We start from the raw sequence: 14,401 nt of genomic DNA on the forward strand, positions 1-14,401 counted from the left end.
TTATTCAAGTTGTAGTTTGCTATTATTGAATTGCGGTTTGCGGTTTGCGGTTTGCGGTTTGCGATTTGCGTTTGCGTTTGCGGTTTGCGGTTTGCGTTTTTCGCACTGCGCGCAACTATTGGACTCCGTTCCAGTCTATATACTATTAAATGTGCAAGGGGGAAAAAGGGTTATTGATTTGGGTGCGTTGCAGCAAAACGTTTTTTAGCTCACTTGTACAAAGGACACCGTTGCGGCTGTTGTTCCGGCTGCAAGCCCTACGGTTGCGGCTAACGTTGCGTTCGCCGTCACGCGTATGGTGTCGCCTGCGGTAACATTAATAACGATTTGATTATAGACCATGCCTATCCCAATTGCCGCATTGACCTGAGTTCCCGGCACGGCAGTTGCATTACGGAACAGCTGAAACGTTGTGAGCAGCGAAAGCGAAGGATAAAGTGAATAAGTAATGAGATAACGTCCCGTTGTAGCAATCGTAAAAATAGTGGCAGTCGGATTATTTACGGTGATGCCGGCAGGCAAATTTTGAGCATTGGGAAAAGGGATGTTAACGCTGGGATTTAGCAAAGTAATCGCCAATGTAGCCCCGCTTGTATTAGCTGCGGAGCCGCCCAGCAAGGACGCCGGTCCCGTCGGGCCGGTGGGACCGGTTGCTCCTGTAGGGCCAGTCGCTCCAGTGGGACCAGTAGGTCCCGTTGCACCAGTTGGACCGGTTAAACCGGTAGGGCCCGTCGGGCCAGTTGCCCCAGTGGCGCCAGTTGCTCCAGTTGGACCTGTCGGGCCGGTTGCTCCTGTAGGGCCAGTTTCACCAGTTGGACCGGTTAAACCGGTAGGACCCGTCGGGCCGGTTGCTCCGGTGGCACCGGTTGCGCCTGTAGCACCGGTTGCTCCAGTTGGACCGGTTAAACCGGTGGGGCCCGTCGGGCCGGTTGCTCCGGTGGCACCGGTTGGACCTGTCGGACCGGTTGCGCCTGTAGCACCGGTTGGTCCAGTTGGACCGGTTAAACCAGTAGGGCCCGTCGGGCCCGTTGCCCCAGTGGCGCCGGTTGCTCCCGTAGCACCGGTTGCTCCAGCAGGGCCCACGGGGCCGGTCGGACCAGTTGGTCCAGTCGCTCCGAATGCTCCTGTGGGGCCCGTTGGACCGGTTGCGCCATCCGCTCCCGTCGGACCGGTCGGACCTGTAGGTCCCGTTGGACCAGTTGTACCATCCGCCCCCGTCGGACCGATTGGCCCTGTGGGGCCAGTTGGACTGGTTGCGCCATCCGCTCCCGTCGGACCGGTCGGACCTGTAGGTCCCGTTGGACCGGTTGCACCATCGGCCCCCGTCGGACCGGTCGGACCCGTGGGGCCCGTTGGACCGGTTGCGCCATCCGCTCCCGTCGGACCGGTCGGACCTGTAGGTCCCGTTGGACCGGTTGCACCATCCGCTCCTGTCGGACCGGTCGGACCTGTGGGACCCGTTGGGCCAAAAGGACAGTCTTTATTTATACCATCGCAATACAAGTTATAACATGAGTCGTTATATGAATTGCAGCAGTTGGCGTTATGACAACAGGCCTCCATAACTCTCTCCCCTCCAAAGCTGCATTAAAAGTTAATAGTCAAATTAATCCGGTTTGCGGATCACTATTCAGTAAATGCTCTCAATTGGTCAACTGCTTGTATGACTGCCTTCCCTATCAAAAATCCGCTGAATTCCCCCTAATCCGCCACCCTTTATCAAAACAAAAAAGGCTAATCCAAAGGATAGCCCTGTTCATCTCGTCTTATCCTCTATTAATCCCGAAGTTCGATCAGCCTTTTGCCAATGCTTTCTTGACGACTCCCTCAACTTTCCGCAATGTGTCTTCAAAAGCAGTACCGTCGTTATTCCATACGATCTCATCGGCAGCATTTAAATATTCTTGTCCTAGCTCGATCTCCTCCGCCCTTCTTATTCTCCGATCCCTATCGTCCGAATCACCGCCTCTGTCTAACAAACGCCTCTTGATGCTTGTGATATCAGCTCCTATGTACAGGGCAAAAACATGGGAATAACGTTCCTTCAAGGCCATTACTCCCGCAAGATCCAGAATAATCGCCGCATGCTGGCGCACCGTAGCCGTCTCTTCAATGCTAGCGGCCAAGGTCCCGTAAAGCTCGCCGTTGTATCTCGTCCATTCCAGAAATGCGCCTTCTGTTAAGCCTTTTTCGAATGCGGGATGGCTCATAAAATGATAATGCACGCCATCCTTTTCCCCCTCCCGGGGTTTCCTTGTTGTGGCCGTTATTAATTTGGGCACCCCGATGCGGGACAAAAAAGCTTGAATTTCCGTTTTTCCGGACGCCGATGGCCCGTAGAGCGCTATCACTTTGCTCAATCTATATCCTGCTCCCTTTTCCATAATATGTGTAGTATAATTTGACCTAAGCTGGTAATCAGCATTCCGTGAGGAGGCCTTTTGATGATATTGCAAAAAAATCTCCAAAATTCATTTTACAATGAAACCGATTCTGAACGGAAGGCTGACTTGCCCGACGCCAAAGCCAGAGTTTCCGTACGGGATGATTTCGAAAGAGATTACGGCCGGATTCTGCATTCTGCCGCATTCCGGCGTTTACAGGCCAAAACGCAAGTTATCGCCGTGAGCGAAGGCGATTTCCACCGAACTCGGCTCACCCACTCGTTGGAGGTTGCCCAGATAGCACGTGGCATCGCAACATCGCTCAATGAAAATACAGACAAGCTGAATGGCAAAATCGATACATCGCTAATCGAAGCCGCCGCTTTGGCCCATGATTTGGGGCACCCCCCATTTGGCCATCAAGGAGAACGCGCGCTTAATACTTGTATGCGCCGATTTGACTTGAACTTCGAGGGCAACGGACATACCTTTCGCCTACTGACTGCTCTGGAAGGCCATCATGGACATGGGCTTAACCTGACTCGCGCCGCATTGCTATCCGTACTCAAATATCCGGCATCGATGAAAATGCTGAATAATATCAAAGTCGATGGCAATCCGCCAAAAAGCAGTATTTTCGATGAGGATATGGCGGCTTTTCAATGGGTGCTGGAACCATTTTCGGATGAGGAAAAAAACTATTTGACTGCATACTCCGGCGTTTCGGAAGGCAAACATGGGACAACCCTTAACAAAACCTTTGAATGCTGTATTGTGGAGCTTGCCGATGATATCGCTTATGCCACCTATGATTTAGAGGATGCGTTGAAACTGCAGATGATTTCACGCGAGGATCTTGTTCGGGTTTTGGAGCATTACCGTGACGACTGCCCGGAGGGAATTGCCAATGCCATTAACCGATTCCTGAAAACCGGAGACATCAACGATGACAAATACAAAATGAAGCATCTATTTGCCGATTTGGTATGGGGCTTTATTAATCATGTAGAAATTGAGGAAGTTTCATTTGACCAAGCCAGCCAACGACTGGTCTCCAATCGGCTCCGATACAGGGCGGTTGTGAACGAAGGCACTCGGAATTTGCTTGCGGGGTTAAAGCAATTGGTGATTACGCACGTGATCAAATCGCAAAGAGTGCAAACCTTCGAATGGCGAGGCGGCCATATCATTCAAAATCTGTTTAATGCCATGATTCATGACAAGCATTTGCTGCCCCAGGACGAAAAAAGCCATTGGAGCAGCTCCTCGGATAGCCATAATGCCCGTATCGTTTGCGATTACCTGTCAGGCATGACCGACAATTACGCATTAAAAATGTATTCGCGTTTATTTGAATCCGCTGGCGGGAAGTTGTTTGATATTTAGCGCTCCCTAAAAATGTGGATAGGTATCGTTTTCCGGAAAATTCAATTCAGGCCTAGCTTCATCACTCTTGCGATATTTTCCATGGTCCTCTCGACATTGCGGGGACCCTCTTTCAGGAGCCGATCCAGCTCCGATGCGCCGGGAGCAATGCCAAACACCGCATCGATGCCTTCTCCATAAAGCGTGTCGATTCCTTCGCCAACATATCCGGCAATCGCAAGTACGGGTTTCCCCGCTTCCTTGGCTGCCATAGCTACGCCATGCGGGGTTTTGCCAAATTTGGTTTGGAAATCGATGCCTCCTTCTCCCGTAAATACAACGTCAGCCTGAAGCACCTTTTCACGCAAACCGGTGTATTCTATGACGATATCAATGCCTTTTTGCAGAGAGGCCTGAGTAAAAATCAATAACCCTGCCCCAAGTCCGCCTGCAGCTCCCGTCCCCGGAATATCCCGAACATCCCGGTTCAGCTGCTTCTTTGCGATCCCGGCGTAATGAGCCAGATTGGCATCCAGACGAAGGACCATTTCGGGAGTTGCCCCTTTTTGGGGACCAAATACCTGTGAAGCGCCCAGCTCGCCGCAAAGCGGATTCGCTACATCGCAGGCAACGATTAGCTGAACGTCCTCCAATCTTTTGTCCATTCCTGTGACGTCGATACGTTCCAATTGGTCCAGCGAGCCGCCGCCACGATCAATCTCCACGCCTTCCGCATTCAAAAACTTGGCGCCAAGAGCTTCCGCCATTCCTGCACCGCCATCGTTGGTAGCACTGCCCCCAATACCAATTATGATTGTTTGGACTCCCTGATCCAAGCAGGCCAGTATCAACTGGCCGGTGCCATATGACGTTGTAAGGAGAGGGTTGCGTTCCTCCTTGCTTACGAGGTGAAGTCCGCTAGCTGACGCCATTTCGACCGCCGCTGTGCGCCCATCGCCCAAAATACCGTAGCTGGCCATAACGGGCAATCCTAGCGGGCCAAGCACTTCCTTTTCATAAATGGTTCCGCCAGAAGCATCAACTAATGACTGAACCGTTCCTTCTCCACCATCCGCCATCGGTACATGAATGTAACGGGCATTCGGATATATTTTTTGCAGCCCTTTCTCCATCGCTAAACAAACTTCCTTAGCCGTCATGCTTTCCTTAAATGAATCCGGCGCCAACAGAAATGTTTTTTGCCCCAATTCCGTCCCCCCAATCCTTTTGATACTAGTATACATCGGCCAAACGATATCTCCATAGCGTATTTGTTTTCATGCAATAGATTCATAAGAAAGAAAAAGCCACAGGGAGCATATCATCCCCCTGCGGCTTATTCCTATTCATATTCCTATAAGCAGCTTTTTAACCCCCATTAAAAGGGGAACAAATACGGATGGCCGATGTAATAAGGATTTGTATCACTGAAAGTGCCGTCATACGGCATAATTAGCACAGTGTATTTATTCCCCGCAACCAAAGGAACGAATACGGATGTTGGGCCAGTGCTGCCACTCGCAACTACCCAAGTCATAGGAGACGACGCACCATACTCATAAACGCCAAATCTGTAGGTTGTGCCTGCAGGCGGCAATAACCAAATTTCTTGAAATCCCGTTTTTGGGGAAACAAAATTCCAAAAATCCACATCAGTTGGTGTTTGAATCCATGAGATATAAACATTTTGAGAATACTGGTAGGTTGTGATTGGAGTATTATTGCCTGGCTCGGTTGGGTCTACATCAATAGGTATGGCTGAAACGACCGTCGAAAACGTCAACAACATAGTGAGCATCAGAACAACTATCTTAAATCTCTTTTTCATATTTACCTCCCAGAAAAACGAATTAGCCAGCTAGCTAATACCAATATTGACATCTAAATACAAATTTGTTAATAGGTCCCATGTCCTTATTATTTTCAATTGCATGTCGATTCACGGCGAAATTTGTAACATTCTCCGATTTTGACACTTATTCATTCTCCCCCTCATGTAAATTAACAACTTTTTATGTCCTAATGTCGCAGTTACAAGAATCTTTTTTCATGTCACATTTATGAACTTTCATTCTCTTTCAAATGTTCTCTGTTTTCTTACATGGAAAAATACAAAAAGAGCCCATTGGGGTTAGCTTTACGTTGAAGCCAACAGCAGGGCATTTACGCATGTACCTTTTATTCAATTACAGCTAGTGGAGAAGGCGGATAAATGAAGATAAAGGAAACCTAACGAAAGATAAGGAAAGCGAGGCTGTCAACCAGGCTGATCAAATAAGCAAAAGTTCCGTCCCCAAAATGATTTTTGACCACTTTGAGGAGGGTAAGCTTTTACCGCTAAAAAAGGAAAAGAACCCTTGATACACAAGGGTTCTCAGTTTATGCGGTAGAGAGGACTCGAACCTCCACGGGTATACACCCACTACCCCCTCAAGATAGCGTGTCTGCCATTCCACCACTACCGCATGTATAAATATTGCTTTGATCCTTCAAACCAGTTGTTTTCGAGGGATGAAAAAACTGGTGAGCCATGAAGGACTCGAACCTTCGACACCCTGATTAAAAGTCAGGTGCTCTACCAACTGAGCTAATGGCTCTCATGACTGGAAACGAACTCCGTACAAGAGCTGCTTCTCAAAAGGTAAATGGTGACCCGTAGGGGATTCGAACCCCTGTTACCTCCGTGAAAGGGAGGTGTCTTAACCCCTTGACCAACGGGCCGTATTCTTCAATAATTTTCAGCAACGAAATTTATTATACTCGCTTAATTTGTGAAAAGCAAGTGTTTTTAAAAATTCATTACTGATTTATTTTGTTTAGCCTCTGCTTCACGACTTTAGGCCGTAAAAAAAGACCGTTCATCGGCCTCTTAATGTCTGAGTCCTAAACAAAAATGTGGCGGAGAAGGAGGGATTCGAACCCTCGCACCACTTACGCAGTCTAACCCCTTAGCAGAGGGTCCCCTTGAGCCACTTGGGTACTTCTCCATGAGATGGCTCCCCGAACAGGACTCGAACCTGTGACAACTCGATTAACAGTCGAGTGCTCTACCAACTGAGCTATCAGGGAATACTTAAAGTCACTTCCAATAATTTATCATGGCTTGTCCGTAATGTCAAGCTGAATTAACGTTAATTTTCCCCGGCAGCGTCCGCAAACATATCTTGACGGATCAAGCCTGCGCTTACGCAAATATTCCATCCCACATGAGCCGCAAAAAAGCTTGTATCGGTGCGGCTGTATTTTACGCATTTTATCCGGCAGAGCCTTGCAATATCGGGAGCCGCCTACCCTTGCCAGCAAAGACTTGAAATCCTGATCCCGATGCCGGTACCCCAGCCCCAATATATGAAGATGATAATGGCAAAGCTCATGCTTGATTATTTTTTCCGTCTCCTCTGCGCCAAAGGTGCTTAACTGATGCGGGCTAATTTCTATATGATGGGTTACGGTAAAATAACGCCCTCCCGTCGACTTTAGCCGCGCGTTAAATGTCGCTTTGTGCAAAAACGGCCTGCCGAAGGAGCCCAGCGATACTTTTTCCACCCATTGCTGCAGTTCCTTATTCTCCATCTTATCTTCTCCCCTAACTACTTGAATTGTAACGCCCCAATAGGCTACACTGTCAAGTAGAACTCAAGAACCGTACAATTGCATCAACCGGGAGGAGAGCATTTTCGTTATGGCTACTATGCGTTATGTACTTATGCAACAAAAGGAAATCATCTTTTTTGTCGAAATGCCGGCTTCGCACGCTTACCAGCTGAGCGCTCTTAATTTGCGGCTCCACAAGGAAATCGACAAGCTGACGGCTGAGCAAGTGCCAAGTCTGCCTTACGCCGTTGCGGAATGCGACAATGTCGATCTGCACGGGAATGCAGCGTCGATTACATCGGGACTTCAGTATATTAATGAGCTGGAAACTGATTTTTCAGGCATCCAGGAAAAATCGTATCCGCTTATCTCCTTGCTCACTGAAATCCGCGCCCTCCAAGCTCAACTTGAGCAGTGGTATGAGGAAGCCGAAGAGGAGTAAGCTCCTCTTTTAAACTCTCCGGCAATTTATGCCTGTCGGGTATGGACCTGCACAGCCTCCCCTTCCGCGCCATATCGTAGTAAAACAACAGGTAAGGCTTAATAGAGGAGGGGATGCGTGTGCCGCAATGGCTGTGCAACCAACTGATACGGGCATTTCAGCAAAAGGACAGAAGGCAAATCAAGCTGCTGAATGATTGCTGGTTTTTTTACCGTACCAAACAAGGGCTGAAGGAGCATGAGGGCGGAACCTTCATTAAATAACCAAGGCCTGAAAAACACATAGAAAACCCGGTCCCCTGCTTTATTCAGGGAAACCGGGTTTTTGCCGTTTCAAGCCGTTTATTCCGTAAAAGAGTTAACGTGAACAATTTGCTCCAGCGGAAGACGAACGGTAGGATGCCCAGAAGCTGCAGCCTTTCCGATTGGCAGCATCAGCGTAGGCATATAGCGCTCTCCGATGCCAAACAATTCTTTTACCGCGTCGCGGTTATAGCCGCCCATCGGAACGGTGTCGTACCCCTTGGCGCGTGCGGCAAGCATCAATTGCATGGCAACCAGACCGGTGTCGAATACAACGATTTCCTTTAGACGCTCTGCAGGCAGAGAAGAATACATGCGAACGGAATTTTCCGTCATTTGCGTTTTGACTTCTTCCGACATAAATCCGGCGTCCAACGCTGCGCCGTAGATGTCTTCCGCTCGCTTATACATTTCAAGGTCGCCGAGAACAATAACAATCGCCGAAGCATCCGCTACCTGCTGCTGGTTAAAAGCGATTGGGAGCAATTTAGCTTTCAGCTCGGGCTCCGTTACAACGAGAAACCGCCAAGGCTGCATGTTGGAGGATGAAGGCGCTTTGGTTGCAATGGTCAAAAGCTCGTTGATTTCCTCTTGGGAAATAACGGCTTCGGCATCATATTTTCGGACGGAACGGCGTTCATTCAACACCTGGAAAAATGCAGGTCCGGCTTCCGCCGTTTCCTGTTGTGTTTGTACCTCTGTAGACATGTAAAAAACCCTCCTATACAGTAACTGTAATAACAATAAATACAGTATAAGAGGGTAGCGCTATATTGTCAATTAACTAACTTTTATAAACTTACTTTCTGTGGATGTGATTGACGATTAACTTCTTATCAGCCTGTACTACGGCTAATCGGCTCAACATGGTAATGGTGCTAATCCGGTTTACGCATGGTCAGCCCGACGCGGGCTTTTTTGATATCCACGCTAAGTACCCATACGGTAACATTATCGCCGACGGAAACAACATCCATTGGATGTTTGACAAAGCGGTCGCTTAGCTGCGAAATATGCACAAGCCCGTCGTTTTTGATGCCGATATCCACAAAAGCGCCAAAATCGATAACGTTCCGGACCGTGCCGTGCAGCTCCATGCCGGGCGTCAGATCTTCGATCTGAAGCACATCCGTATGAAAAAGAGGCGGCGGCAACTCCTCGCGTGGATCGCGTCCCGGACGCAGCAAGCTGTCTATAATATCACGCAGCGTCGGCTCTCCTACCGCCAGCTTGGCCGCCAAGGCAGGCACCTCTGCGCTCTGGAGAGCAGATCGGGCCGCCTCGCTGCCAATATCCTTCAGCGACAGCTTCAGCTCTTTAAACAAAGCGTCAACCACTTGGTAGGATTCCGGGTGAATAGGCGTGCGGTCAAGCGGGTTGGCCGCATCCGGTATGCGCAGGAAGCCGATACATTGCTCATAGGATTTGGCGCCGAGACGCGGCACCTTCTGAAGCGCAGTACGCTTCAGGAAACGTCCGTTTTCTTCCCGGTATTTGACAATGTTTTTGGCGATTGTGCTATTAACCCCCGCCACGTAGGACAGCAAGGAAGCCGAAGCCGTATTTACGTCTACGCCAACATGGTTAACGGCAGACTCCACTACGCCGCCAAGGCTTTCGTCCAGCCTTTTCTGGCTGACGTCATGCTGGTATTGGCCTACGCCAATCGCCTTGGGCTCGATTTTTACCAGCTCCGCCAGAGGATCCTGCAGCCTGCGTGCAATGGACACCGCGCTGCGCTCGGCAACGTCAAGGGTTGGAAACTCCTCCTGAGCCAGCTTGGAGGCGGAATAGACGCTGGCTCCCGCTTCATTAACAATGATATATTTCAGCTCGGCTCCCGCCGCCCCCTTGCGACGGCCGATCAGGCCCGCAATAAATTGTTCGGTTTCACGCGATGCCGTGCCGTTGCCGATTACAATCAAGCTGACTCCGTATTTATCGATCAGGCCGTTGATGAGCTTTTCGGCTTCGGCCACTTTGTTGTTTGGCGGCGTTGGATAAGATACCGCCACCTCCAACAGCTTGCCTGTGTCGTCAATAACGGCGAGTTTGCAGCCCGTCCTGAACGCAGGATCAACGCCCAGTACGACATTGCCGAGTACAGGAGGCTGAAGCAGCAGATTCCGAAGATTGACGGAGAAAATAGAGATGGCGTGCTCCTCCGATTTGGCAGTCAGCTCACCGCGCACTTCCCTTTCAATGGAAGGAGCGATCAGCCGCTTGTAGGCGTCTTCAATCACGCTGACCAGCACTTCACGCACCGGAGCCGCTGTTCCATTTTTAAGAAATCGTCTTCCAATGAATTCATGGATCCGGTCGGATGGCGTCTCAAAAGCAACCCGCAGCACCTCTTCGCGCTCCCCGCGATTGATGGCAAGGATGCGATGCGGAGGCAGCTTCTTCACCGGCTCCTGATAGCTGTAGTACATTTCATAAACCGACTCGGCTTCCGCATTTCGCGCTTCCGTACGGAGCAGGGATTGGTCAAACGTAAATTTGCGTACCCAGGAACGAACGGCCGCATCGTCCGCAATCATCTCGGCAATGATATCCATAGCTCCTTGCAGAGCCTCCTGAGAAGTAGTTACGCCTTTGTCCTCGTCTATGTACTTGGATGCCTCTGACAGAGGATCGCCCTGGCGCGGCTGGGACCAGAGCCAATTCGCAAGCGGCTCCAGACCGCGTTCCTTTGCAACGCTAGCGCGGGTTTTGCGCTTTTGTCTGTAGGGGCGGTAAAGATCCTCCACCTCCTGCAGTTTCGCAGCGGCGGTGATGCCGGAGCGCAGTTCCTCCGTCAATTTGCCCTGCTCGTCGATCAGGCGGAGAACCTCGCGTTTGCGCTCCTCCAAATTCCGCATATATTGCAGCTTTTCCTCAACCGATCTCAGCTCGTTTTCATCCAGCTCCCCCGTCATTTCCTTACGGTAGCGGGCAATAAACGGAATCGTGTTGCCTTCATCCAGCAAAGAAACCGCTGCATCCACCTTTTTGAGCGGTATGGAAAGAGCCGATGCTATCGCGGCTATAATGGTTTTATTTTCTGCCTTTTTCTGCTCTTCGCTTAACTTGGCGCCTACTGCTCCATCTTCCTGCTCGGCCAATGGAATCCCCTTTTTTGCGTCTGCCACGTTCTTGCACCGTCCTTTATTCAACGTAGATTGGCTCCATATAAATGACTAGAGTCACCCGTGTCATTTTTTGATGTCCCTCAATGCGCCTCGCCAGTTATTGCTTCAAAAAGAAGCAGACCCGCCCCCTGAGGGACGGGCTTGCGATATTGCCTTTTAAGCCTGGCTTAGCCTGTATATGGATTGTTGGCCATCTCAAACCCGATTGTGGTCCGGCCGCCATGCCCGGGATAAACAACCGTTTCGGGAGGCAAAACATATAGCTTGCTGCGAATGCTGTTGTAGAGGTCTACCTCGCGTCCGCCCGGCAGATCTGTCCGTCCCACCGATAGCTTAAACAATACGTCGCCCGAAAAAAGATGATTGCCATGCAGGAAGCTTACGCTTCCCGGGGAATGCCCCGGCGTATGCAATACTTTAAAGGTCAGGCCAAGCAATTGCAGGCGCTGCCCTTCCGCGAGACTGTATTCAGCTTCATCTGTTGAGAGCGGTGGCGTTACATCCTGCCAGCGCATAGAACCGTTTTTCCGGGGATCGGTTAGCCAGTCTCCCTCAAGATCATGAATGTATACGGGACAACCTGCCGCCTTGCGCACCTCGTCAACGCCGCCCATATGATCAAAATGAGCGTGCGTAAGCAAGATGGCTTCCACCTTCATGCCTTCAATTCTCGTTAGCAGCCTCGCCGGATTCATGCCGGGATCAATGACGACGGCTCTTTCCGTATCGCCATCCTGAACCGATAATAAATAGGCATTTGTCTGCAAGGGGCCTAGTGTAAACGTTTCGACTTTTAATTCGCCGCTACTCACCTCAAAAAGACTCCAGCAGCTTGCGCAGCTCTTGAACGATGACGGCCTGGTACCCCGGTCCTTCTCCGTAACGAACCATCATTTCTTGGCGTGTCTTTGCGAGGTTGTCCTGATAGTCCGCCGCTTCGCGGTCCGGATTGGCGCCCTTAAACGCAATCATGGCCTCTTGCACGTGAGCCGGCCTTGGTCCCCAAGTCCCCAGCACTGCGCCGCCCGTATCCGCAAAAATAACAACCGGAATCGAACGGCCGCCCATTGTCAGGAACTCGTCCATCGTTTCGAGGTGATCCTCCATGATCAATACCTCGGTAGGAATGCCGCTAACCTCCAGCGCTCCAAATACAACCGGCACATTGCGCACCACATCGCCGCACCATTCCGCCATCAAAATCAGGCAGCGCAAGTCATCGCGATTGTTAAGCGACTCGAAATAGTCGCGGTCTTCAGCCGTCGGCCATTGGAATGTCTCCATCCAGGACACAAACTGCTCCTTGTTTTTGTTCATGCCGTCCAGAAATTGCTGCGGGCTGATTCCTTTGCCGAGCACATTTGCTACGCTTTTACCCATATGTATCCCTCCTGTTAATTATCATTATACTCAAAACTTGCGCGCCCTGCGAATGTACAGGACAAGCACCACAACCGCTACAATAGCGCCGATCACAACTACGATGTTGGAATAAAGATCCATAAATTCAATGATGGAATGCCAATTGTCGCCTACCGCCGACCCGATGTACACCAATATCGTGTTCCAGATCAAGGTGCCAAGTGTCGTAAACAGCAGGAAAGGAACAAGCTTCATATTCGACATACCGGCGGGAATCGATATCAAGCTGCGGACGATGGGAACCATACGGCACAGAAAGACGGCCCAATAGCCATACTTGTCAAACCATTTGTCCGCTTTCCGGACATCCTCTTTTTTAACCCGGAGCAGCCGGCCCCACCGCTCGATCAACTTCTCCATCCGCTCAACGCCAAGCAGGCGCCCGATAAAATAGAGAACGACCGCTCCAATAAGCGAACCCAGCGTCGCTACCGTCACAACGCCAAGAGGCGTTAATTTGGTATACGTCGTCATAAAGCCGCCGAAGGTCAAAATCACTTCCGATGGGATCGGCGGGAACAGATTCTCCAGTGCAATCATCATCAAAATGCCAAAATAACCGTACTGCTCCATAAAATCCGTAATCCAGCTTTCCATCCCCAACCTCCGCCTTTTATTATCATACGGTGACAAGCCTTGCACCTGTTATTCTATCATACACGCCAGATCCTCTTCCAGCTTGGCATGCTTGGACAAGTCGATGCATATGCTGTTACTAAATCCTATTGCTGAAGAGGTGGCAAACATGTCCAAAGTTTTTGTAATCAAAAAAAGGCAGATCCAGCTGGCCATTGCGATCGTAGCGCTAATTGCGGTTTGCGTGGTCTTTGTTAGCTGGCGCGGCGGCTCCGATCAGGCGGTTACCGGACAAGCCGGCGAACCTCGCGTATTCGAACTGGTAACCGGGGAATTCAAATCAGAAACGGCGGACGGCAAAGTGACCGAGGTCTACTTGTGGGCACCGGGAACCATCGTCGTCAACAAAGGCGAGTTGACCCAGCTCAAAATCCATGGCACAAGCGGCGACACTCATCCTTTTGTCATTGAGGATTTTGGAATCTCCGGAGAAGTGCAAAACGGTAAAGTAACCACCGTAACCTTTACGCCGGACAAAGAAGGCATCTTCCCGATTCACTGCATGACGCACACGGACATGCACAACAGCGGCCCAATGGTGGGGTATATTGTTGTGCAATAGCAAACCAAATAGGTAACCGCCCTTTTGCCGGCCGCATACGATGTGGTAGGAAAGGAGGCGGTTATTTTTATGCAACTGCCTGGTGCAAAACATTCATCCAGCTATCCTTCCGCGCGCAAAATCCGCCGATCCTGCAGCAATGAGCTGTATCGCACTGCAAAACGTCTAAAAATCTGGATCCCGGGGGATAAAATGGATCAAGCCGAAACCATTTATTTAAAGAAAGTGATCCTAAACCTTCAGTGGATTTATGAAAATCGGAGCAACCGGAAGGCGCAATGCGACTGGTGGGATGAAAATGTAAGCGCGGAGATTGCCGAGCTGTGGGGAGTTGAGGCTCCAAAGCTTAGCGAAGCGTTTCGGGATGCATACGGAGGTTAAACCGCCGTTGAAGCATACAGTAAATGCTCCACAATCAATTAATCAAGTGCCGCACTAACAGGTTGGCGCCATGGCAGAGGCATGTTTTGACGGGACAGTATGTCTTGATCCCGCTCATTTCACTATCGGCTTTCCAAGCGCCAACCGTTTTACTTTATGCTGCGCAAACACATGTGTCGAGA

At 50.3% G+C, this 14,401-nt stretch carries 15 protein-coding genes and 5 tRNA genes; 5 read left to right on the forward strand and 15 right to left on the reverse strand.

All coding sequences use genetic code 11. From position 1 onward, the window contains the following. Positions 1-204: 204 nt before the first annotated feature. Together ACX93W_RS16625 and ACX93W_RS16630 are read right to left on the reverse strand one after the other, a co-directional pair. A complete protein-coding gene (locus tag ACX93W_RS16625; protein WP_459393494.1) occupies positions 205-1,563 on the reverse strand; it encodes a BclA C-terminal domain-containing protein in 1,359 nt (452 codons plus the stop codon). A 230-nt stretch (positions 1,564-1,793) separates the two neighbouring features. Next, positions 1,794-2,351 (reverse strand): guanylate kinase, encoded by a 558-nt coding sequence (locus ACX93W_RS16630; RefSeq protein WP_459393556.1) that lies wholly within the window; start codon positions 2,349-2,351, stop codon positions 1,794-1,796. A gap of 93 nt (positions 2,352-2,444) precedes the next feature. On the opposite strand from ACX93W_RS16630, the gene ACX93W_RS16635 reads away from it, so the two are divergent. Beyond that, positions 2,445-3,770 (forward strand): anti-phage deoxyguanosine triphosphatase, encoded by a 1,326-nt coding sequence (locus ACX93W_RS16635; protein WP_459393495.1) that lies wholly within the window; start codon positions 2,445-2,447, stop codon positions 3,768-3,770. A 41-nt stretch (positions 3,771-3,811) separates the two neighbouring features. Here ACX93W_RS16635 and ACX93W_RS16640 read toward each other — a convergent pair whose 3' ends face one another. The 8 genes from ACX93W_RS16640 to ACX93W_RS16675 form a co-directional block, all read right to left on the reverse strand. Beyond that, positions 3,812-4,957, reverse strand: a complete 1,146-nt coding sequence (locus ACX93W_RS16640) for a glycerate kinase (protein ID WP_459393496.1) — start codon at positions 4,955-4,957, stop codon at positions 3,812-3,814. A gap of 170 nt (positions 4,958-5,127) precedes the next feature. Further along, a complete protein-coding gene (locus ACX93W_RS16645; protein ID WP_459393497.1) occupies positions 5,128-5,577 on the reverse strand; it encodes a hypothetical protein in 450 nt (149 codons plus the stop codon). A gap of 554 nt (positions 5,578-6,131) precedes the next feature. Then, positions 6,132-6,214 (reverse strand) — tRNA-Leu (locus ACX93W_RS16650). 56 nt (positions 6,215-6,270) lie between these two features. Further along, a tRNA-Lys gene (locus tag ACX93W_RS16655) sits at positions 6,271-6,346 on the reverse strand. A gap of 49 nt (positions 6,347-6,395) precedes the next feature. Further along, positions 6,396-6,470: transfer RNA gene (locus ACX93W_RS16660), tRNA-Glu, on the reverse strand. A 175-nt stretch (positions 6,471-6,645) separates the two neighbouring features. Further along, positions 6,646-6,736, reverse strand: a tRNA-Ser gene (locus ACX93W_RS16665). Positions 6,737-6,742: 6 nt separating this feature from the next. After that, positions 6,743-6,818 (reverse strand) — tRNA-Asn (locus tag ACX93W_RS16670). Between the two features lie 27 nt (positions 6,819-6,845). Then, positions 6,846-7,322, reverse strand: a complete 477-nt coding sequence (locus ACX93W_RS16675; protein WP_459393498.1) for a SprT family protein — start codon at positions 7,320-7,322, stop codon at positions 6,846-6,848. Positions 7,323-7,431: 109 nt separating this feature from the next. On the opposite strand from ACX93W_RS16675, the gene ACX93W_RS16680 reads away from it, so the two are divergent. Beyond that, the gene (locus ACX93W_RS16680) at positions 7,432-7,785 is read left to right on the forward strand and encodes a hydrolase/acyltransferase (protein WP_459393499.1); all 354 of its coding nucleotides are present in this window, start codon (positions 7,432-7,434) and stop codon (positions 7,783-7,785) included. Positions 7,786-7,904: 119 nt separating this feature from the next. Next, the gene (cmpA, locus tag ACX93W_RS16685) at positions 7,905-8,048 is read left to right on the forward strand and encodes a cortex morphogenetic protein CmpA (RefSeq protein ID WP_459393500.1); all 144 of its coding nucleotides are present in this window, start codon (positions 7,905-7,907) and stop codon (positions 8,046-8,048) included. 78 nt (positions 8,049-8,126) lie between these two features. Here the strand turns inward: cmpA and ACX93W_RS16690 are convergent, their stop codons facing one another. The 5 genes from ACX93W_RS16690 to ACX93W_RS16710 form a co-directional block, all read right to left on the reverse strand. Continuing rightward, positions 8,127-8,795 (reverse strand): nitroreductase family protein, encoded by a 669-nt coding sequence (locus ACX93W_RS16690; protein WP_459393501.1) that lies wholly within the window; start codon positions 8,793-8,795, stop codon positions 8,127-8,129. A gap of 170 nt (positions 8,796-8,965) precedes the next feature. Then, entirely contained in the window at positions 8,966-11,218 is a 2,253-nt protein-coding gene (locus ACX93W_RS16695; RefSeq protein ID WP_459393502.1) for a Tex family protein, read from the reverse strand. A 167-nt stretch (positions 11,219-11,385) separates the two neighbouring features. Next, complete coding sequence (locus ACX93W_RS16700) at positions 11,386-12,030, reverse strand: MBL fold metallo-hydrolase (RefSeq protein WP_459393503.1); 645 nt, start codon at positions 12,028-12,030, stop codon at positions 11,386-11,388. 1 nt (position 12,031) lies between these two features. After that, a complete protein-coding gene (locus tag ACX93W_RS16705; RefSeq protein ID WP_459393504.1) occupies positions 12,032-12,598 on the reverse strand; it encodes a thioredoxin family protein in 567 nt (188 codons plus the stop codon). A 30-nt stretch (positions 12,599-12,628) separates the two neighbouring features. Continuing rightward, positions 12,629-13,237, reverse strand: coding sequence for a DedA family protein (locus ACX93W_RS16710; RefSeq protein ID WP_459393505.1), 609 nt, complete (start codon positions 13,235-13,237; stop codon positions 12,629-12,631). Positions 13,238-13,385: 148 nt separating this feature from the next. Here ACX93W_RS16710 and ACX93W_RS16715 point away from each other — a divergent pair, with 148 nt between their 5' ends. Together ACX93W_RS16715 and ACX93W_RS16720 are read left to right on the forward strand one after the other, a co-directional pair. Further along, the gene (locus ACX93W_RS16715) at positions 13,386-13,838 is read left to right on the forward strand and encodes a cupredoxin domain-containing protein (protein ID WP_459393506.1); all 453 of its coding nucleotides are present in this window, start codon (positions 13,386-13,388) and stop codon (positions 13,836-13,838) included. Positions 13,839-13,907: 69 nt separating this feature from the next. Next, positions 13,908-14,219 (forward strand): dehydrogenase, encoded by a 312-nt coding sequence (locus ACX93W_RS16720; RefSeq protein ID WP_459393507.1) that lies wholly within the window; start codon positions 13,908-13,910, stop codon positions 14,217-14,219. Positions 14,220-14,401: the final 182 nt, after the last annotated feature.

The organism is Paenibacillus sp. CAU 1782 (assembly GCF_054551715.1).

Bases quoted from the DNA above. Each gene is read 5' to 3' on its own strand.
- ACX93W_RS16625 (WP_459393494.1), bottom strand. From the start codon at position 1,563: ATGGAGGCCTGTTGTCATAACGCCAACTGCTGCAATTCATATAACGAC.
- ACX93W_RS16635 (WP_459393495.1), top strand. From the start codon at position 2,445: ATGATATTGCAAAAAAATCTCCAAAATTCATTTTACAATGAAACCGAT.
- ACX93W_RS16645 (WP_459393497.1), bottom strand. From the start codon at position 5,577: ATGAAAAAGAGATTTAAGATAGTTGTTCTGATGCTCACTATGTTGTTG.
- ACX93W_RS16675 (WP_459393498.1), bottom strand. From the start codon at position 7,322: ATGGAGAATAAGGAACTGCAGCAATGGGTGGAAAAAGTATCGCTGGGC.
- ACX93W_RS16680 (WP_459393499.1), top strand. From the start codon at position 7,432: ATGGCTACTATGCGTTATGTACTTATGCAACAAAAGGAAATCATCTTT.
- ACX93W_RS16690 (WP_459393501.1), bottom strand. From the start codon at position 8,795: ATGTCTACAGAGGTACAAACACAACAGGAAACGGCGGAAGCCGGACCT.
- ACX93W_RS16705 (WP_459393504.1), bottom strand. From the start codon at position 12,598: ATGGGTAAAAGCGTAGCAAATGTGCTCGGCAAAGGAATCAGCCCGCAG.
- ACX93W_RS16710 (WP_459393505.1), bottom strand. From the start codon at position 13,237: ATGGAAAGCTGGATTACGGATTTTATGGAGCAGTACGGTTATTTTGGC.
- ACX93W_RS16715 (WP_459393506.1), top strand. From the start codon at position 13,386: ATGTCCAAAGTTTTTGTAATCAAAAAAAGGCAGATCCAGCTGGCCATT.
- ACX93W_RS16720 (WP_459393507.1), top strand. From the start codon at position 13,908: ATGCAACTGCCTGGTGCAAAACATTCATCCAGCTATCCTTCCGCGCGC.